Below are 5,027 nucleotides of genomic sequence, written 5' to 3'. Positions count from 1 at the left end.
TCCTCGATCCGCAGGTCGGACTCGTGGTACAGCAGGCCGTCGAGCACATAGGTGGAATCGCGGACGCCGACATTCACCACGCGGGTGCTGAACGGCGCGTACTGGTCGGAGATATGGGTATAGAACAGCCGTCCCGGCTCGCTACCGTACTTCGGGTTGACGTGCCCGGTGCTCTCGCCCCGGCCACCCGCGCGGAAGCGCTGGCCATCGGAGGATGAGGTCGTGCCGTCGCCCCAGTGGGCGGCAAAGGCGTGGCGATACTGGTGGTTGACCAGCTCGGCCAAGGCCGCCGAATAGGTTTCGTCGCGGATGTGCCAGGCTTGCAGCCAGGACAGCTTGGCGTAGGTCAGGCCGGGGCTCGACTCGGCCATCTTGGTCAGCCCGAGGTTGATCGCATCACCGAGGATTGCGGACAGCAGCAACGTCCTGTCTTTGGCCTCGGCCCCGTCCTTCAAGTGGGTGAAGTGGCGGCTGAAGCCCGTCCAGTCGTCCACGTCCATCAGCAGTTCGGTGATCTTGATGCGCGGCAGTAACTGGCTGGTTTGGTCGATCAGCGCCTGCGCCCGATCCGGCACCGCCGCATCCAGCGGGGTGATTTTCAGCCCTGACTCGGTGAGGATGGCATCGGGCAGCTCGTTGTCCTTGGCCAGGCGGGTGACGGTGGCCAACTGCTCGTCCAGCAGCTGCAAACGCTCTTCCAGGTACTGGTCGCTGTTCGGGTTGATCGCCAGGGGCAGGGCCTGCTCGCGCTTGAGTGCGGCGAACTTCTCGGCCGGCAGCAGGTAGTCGTCGAAGTCGCGGAACTGCCGCGAGCCCTTGACCCAGATGTCGCCGGAGCGCAGGGCGTTCTTCAGCTCGGACAGGGCGCAGATTTCGTAGAATTTCCGGTCGAGGCCTTCCGGGGTGATCACCAGCGGCTTCCAGCGCGGCTTGATGAAGGCCGTGGGTGCATCGGCCGGCACCTTGCGCAGGTTGTCGGCGTTCATCTCACGCAGGGTCTGCACGGCTGCCAGCACGCCTTGCGCGGCCGGCCCGTGCTGTTCCCCAACTTTTCGCTCGGCGAAGAGTATGAACATGCGCCGCCGGCGACGAATCGCCAAATCTCACCGTATCTCCCGAGCGGACGATTTCGCACCGGTCTGCCCGTCGAAGGGCTTGCGATCGAACGGGGCGACCTTTTCTATGCATGTCCGCGAGCCAGCGTCTTTTATGGCACGGCGCTCGACGCCGACCTTCGGACGCGCGGCGTAAGCACGCTTGTCATGGCCGGGATAAGCACCACCGGCGTTGTTCTTTCAAGCGTCGCCTGGGCTAGTGATGCGGACTACGACGTGCGTTTGGTCCAGGACTGCTGCTACGACCCGGATCGGGATGCCCACGAAGCTCTGTTGCGTTCCGGGTTCGGCGGACGTGTACAGGTCGTGTAATTTTCGGGCCTCGCATGATCGCGGCCATAGCCGCAGGTGGATTGGTGCGAGGCAGGGCCAGTCCAAGTCAGGGTGCGGTCATCGCGGCGCCTGCAACTCTCAAAAACCCATCGCCGTAGCGGAGGTCTTGTAATCGCATGTCATTACGCACGCCCGATTTATTGTTCACAGCGATAGCACCTGCCATTTGGGGCAGCACCTACATTGTCACCACCCAATACCTGCCGAACTTCTCACCGATGACGGTCGCGATGCTGCGGGCGTTGCCGGCGGGTTTATTGCTCGTGATGATCGTCCGACAGATTCCAACGGGAATCTGGTGGATGCGCATCTTCATCCTCGGCGCACTTAATATTTCGCTATTCTGGAGCTTGTTGTTTATTTCGGTCTACCGCCTGCCGGGCGGGGTCGCGGCGACGGTAGGCGCTGTGCAGCCGCTGATGGTCGTGTTCATCTCTGCCGCTCTGCTAGGTAGCCCGATACGATTGATGGCGGTCCTGGGGGCTATTTGCGGAACTGCGGGCGTGGCGCTGTTGGTGTTGACACCAAACGCAGCGCTAGATCCTGTCGGCGTCGCAGCGGGCCTGGCGGGGGCGGTTTCCATGGCGTTCGGAACCGTGCTGACCCGCAAGTGGCAACCTCCCGTGCCTCTGCTCACCTTTACCGCCTGGCAACTGGCGGCCGGAGGACTTCTGCTCGTTCCAGTAGCTTTAGTGTTTGATCCGCCAATCCCGATGCCTACAGGAACCAATGTTCTCGGCCTGGCGTGGCTCGGCCTGATCGGAGCGGGTTTAACCTACTTCCTTTGGTTCCGGGGGATCTCGCGACTCGAACCTACAGTTGTTTCCTTACTGGGCTTTCTCAGCCCGGGGACCGCCGTGTTGCTAGGATGGTTGTTCTTGGATCAGACGCTGAGTGCGCTTCAAATCATCGGCGTCCTGCTCGTGATCGGGAGTATCTGGCTGGGCCAACGTTCCAACCGCACTCCTAGGGCGCGTATAGCTTGCCGGAAGTCGCCTTGACCCGCATGGCATAGGCCTATCGTTTCCACGATCAGCGATCGGCTCGTTGCCCTGCGCCGCTCCAAAGCCCGCGACGCAGCGCCGGCAGGCAGAGCAAGTAGAGGGCAGCGCCTGCAATCCATGCCCACCCGTTCCACGTTGTTATAGAAGCCGCATAGATCGCCGTGAAGAGGAGGGGTCCGACGATCGAGGTCAGGCTGGTGAGCGCCGCCAGTGAGCCTTGCAGCTGCCCCTGACGTTCCTCATCCACCTGCCTGGACAACATTGCTTGCAGCGCCGGCATTCCGATGCCACCCGAAGCAAGCAGGACCATGATCGGGAACGCCATCCATCCCCGTGTCGCGAAGGCAAGCAGGATGTAGCCTGTGCCGTCGGCAATCATTCCGAGCATGAGTGCCCGCCTTTCGCCGAGCCGGGCGGCTACAGGGCCGGTGATCATTGCCTGGGCGAGTGAATGCAGAATGCCAAATGCGGCAAGCGAAATGCCGATCGTGGTCGCGTCCCAGTGAAAGCGATCCTCGCCGAAAATGACCCAAAGCGCGGCCGGCACCTGTCCGACAAGTTGCATGATGAAGAAGACCGCCATCAGGGCGGCGACGACGGTCATGCCCCGGGCCCACCGGAACGAAGCGAGCGGGTTGAGAGCCTCCCGGCGTAACGGCCGGCGTTCGCCTTTGTGCGACTCCGGCAAAAGGAAACAGCCCGTCAGGAAATTGAGGCCGTTCAAGGCTGCCGCGGCGAAGAACGGAGCGTGGGGGGAGAAACCGCCCATCAGCCCACCGAGCACAGGTCCCGCGACCATCCCGAACCCGAAACAGGCGCTCATGAAGCCGAAGTGCCGCGCGCGCTCATCGCCATCAGTGATATCGGCAATATAAGCGCCGGCTACCGCCCCAGTCGCCCCGGTGATGCCGGCCACGATCCGCCCGATATAGAGAACCCAAAGGAAAGGCGCCGTCGCCATGATGGCGTAGTCGACAGCAGCGCCGGCCAGCGAGACGAGCAAGACCGGCCGCCGCCCGAAACGATCCGACAGCGCGCCCAGCACAGGTGCGCAGGCAAATTGCATCAACGCATACAGCGCCAGCAGAATGCCATAGTGGGCGGTGACGTCGTTCGAGTGAACCAGATCGCGCAGGAGGCCCGGCAGCACCGGCATAATCAGGCCGATGCCGACAGCGTCGAGCGCGACAGTGCTCAGAATTACGATCAGGGGTCTGTTGGGTTTCACGTCTGGCCTCCGGACCAGCCTCCGCTGGTCCGATTGAACGCGCGGATTCTTTATCACTGATAAGTTGGTGGACATATTATGTTTATCAGTGATAAAGTGTCAAGCATGACAAAGTTGCAGCCGAATACAGTGATCCGTGCCGCCCTGGACCTGTTGAACGAGGTCGGCGTAGACGGTCTGACGACACGCAAACTGGCGGAACGGTTGGGGGTTCAGCAGCCGGCGCTTTACTGGCACTTCAGGAACAAGCGGGCGCTGCTCGACGCACTGGCCGAAGCCATGCTGGCGGAGAATCATACGCATTCGGTGCCGAGAGCCGACGACGACTGGCGCTCATTTCTGATCGGGAATGCCCGCAGCTTCAGGCAGGCGCTGCTCGCCTACCGCGATGGCGCGCGCATCCATGCCGGCACGCGACCGGGCGCACCGCAGATGGAAACGGCCGACGCGCAGCTTCGCTTCCTCTGCGAGGCGGGTTTTTCGGCCGGGGACGCCGTCAATGCGCTGATGACAATCAGCTACTTCACTGTTGGGGCCGTGCTTGAGGAGCAGGCCGGCGACAGCGATGCCGGCGAGCGCGGCGGCACCGTTGAACAGGCTCCGCTCTCGCCGCTGTTGCGGGCCGCGATAGACGCCTTCGACGAAGCCGGTCCGGACGCAGCGTTCGAGCAGGGACTCGCGGTGATTGTCGATGGATTGGCGAAAAGGAGGCTCGTTGTCAGGAACGTTGAAGGACCGAGAAAGGGTGACGATTGATCAGGACCGCTGCCGGAGCGCAACCCACTCACTACAGCAGAGCCATGTAGACAACATCCCCTCCCCCTTTCCACCGCGTCAGACGCCCGTAGCAGCCCGCTACGGGCTTTTTCATGCCCTGCCCTAGCGTCCAAGCCTCACGGCCGCGCTCGGCCTCTCTGGCGGCCTTCTGGCGCTCCTGCTGCGGCGTCCGCTCGTGGGCCGTGGCGCGGGTCCGCGCGCCGGCCTCGTGCGCCTGGCGCTCGCGGGCGAGGTCCAGGGCGGCCGTCTTCACGTTCTGCCTTGCGCAGATGAGATAGATCTAGCGTGGACTCAAGGCTCTCGCGAATGGCTCGCGTTGGAAACTTTCATTGACACTTGAGGGGCACCGCAGGGAAATTCTCGTCCTTGCGAGAACCGGCTATGTCGTGCTGCGCATCGAGCCTGCGCCCTTGGCTTGTCTCGCCCCTCTCCGCGTCGCTACGGGGCTTCCAGGGGTCGTTTGCGGGAAGGGGCGGAATCCTACGCTAAGGCTTTGGCCAGCGATATTCTCCGGTGAGATTGATGTGTTCCCAGGGGATAGGAGAAGTCGCTTGATATCTAGTATGACGT

General features: G+C 62.7%; 4 protein-coding genes and 1 pseudogene. 3 read left to right on the top strand and 2 right to left on the bottom strand.

Annotation, left to right across the window (positions count from 1 at the left end; all coding sequences use genetic code 11):
• Positions 1-1,031: pseudogene (locus PGQ95_RS26070) on the bottom strand (Tn3 family transposase); the annotation flags it as partial.
• A gap of 3 nt (positions 1,032-1,034) precedes the next feature.
• Here PGQ95_RS26070 and PGQ95_RS26065 point away from each other — a divergent pair.
• Together PGQ95_RS26065 and PGQ95_RS26060 are read left to right on the top strand one after the other, a co-directional pair.
• Positions 1,035-1,427, top strand: coding sequence for a cysteine hydrolase family protein (locus tag PGQ95_RS26065; RefSeq protein ID WP_001351729.1), 393 nt, complete (start codon positions 1,035-1,037; stop codon positions 1,425-1,427).
• Positions 1,428-1,564: 137 nt separating this feature from the next.
• Complete coding sequence (locus PGQ95_RS26060) at positions 1,565-2,449, top strand: DMT family transporter (protein ID WP_000058717.1); 885 nt, start codon at positions 1,565-1,567, stop codon at positions 2,447-2,449.
• 31 nt (positions 2,450-2,480) lie between these two features.
• On the opposite strand, the gene tet(A) is transcribed toward PGQ95_RS26060, so the two are convergent.
• Positions 2,481-3,680 carry a tetracycline efflux MFS transporter Tet(A) gene (gene tet(A), locus PGQ95_RS26055; RefSeq protein WP_000804064.1) on the bottom strand — a complete coding sequence of 400 codons (1,200 nt, stop codon included), beginning with the start codon at positions 3,678-3,680 and terminating at the stop codon, positions 2,481-2,483.
• A 105-nt stretch (positions 3,681-3,785) separates the two neighbouring features.
• Here tet(A) and tetR(A) point away from each other — a divergent pair, with 105 nt between their 5' ends.
• Positions 3,786-4,436: a tetracycline resistance transcriptional repressor TetR(A) gene (gene tetR(A) / locus PGQ95_RS26050; RefSeq protein WP_000164043.1), complete on the top strand. Its 651-nt coding sequence runs from the start codon at positions 3,786-3,788 to the stop codon at positions 4,434-4,436.
• The last annotated feature ends 591 nt before the right edge of the window (positions 4,437-5,027 follow it).

The sequence above is a fragment of the Klebsiella sp. 141240 genome, from assembly GCF_050600805.1.
Classification (GTDB): domain Bacteria; phylum Pseudomonadota; class Gammaproteobacteria; order Enterobacterales; family Enterobacteriaceae; genus Klebsiella; species Klebsiella aerogenes.
The sequence above is the reverse complement of the archived record's forward strand: the minus strand, read 5'-3'. Positions and strand labels throughout refer to the sequence as shown.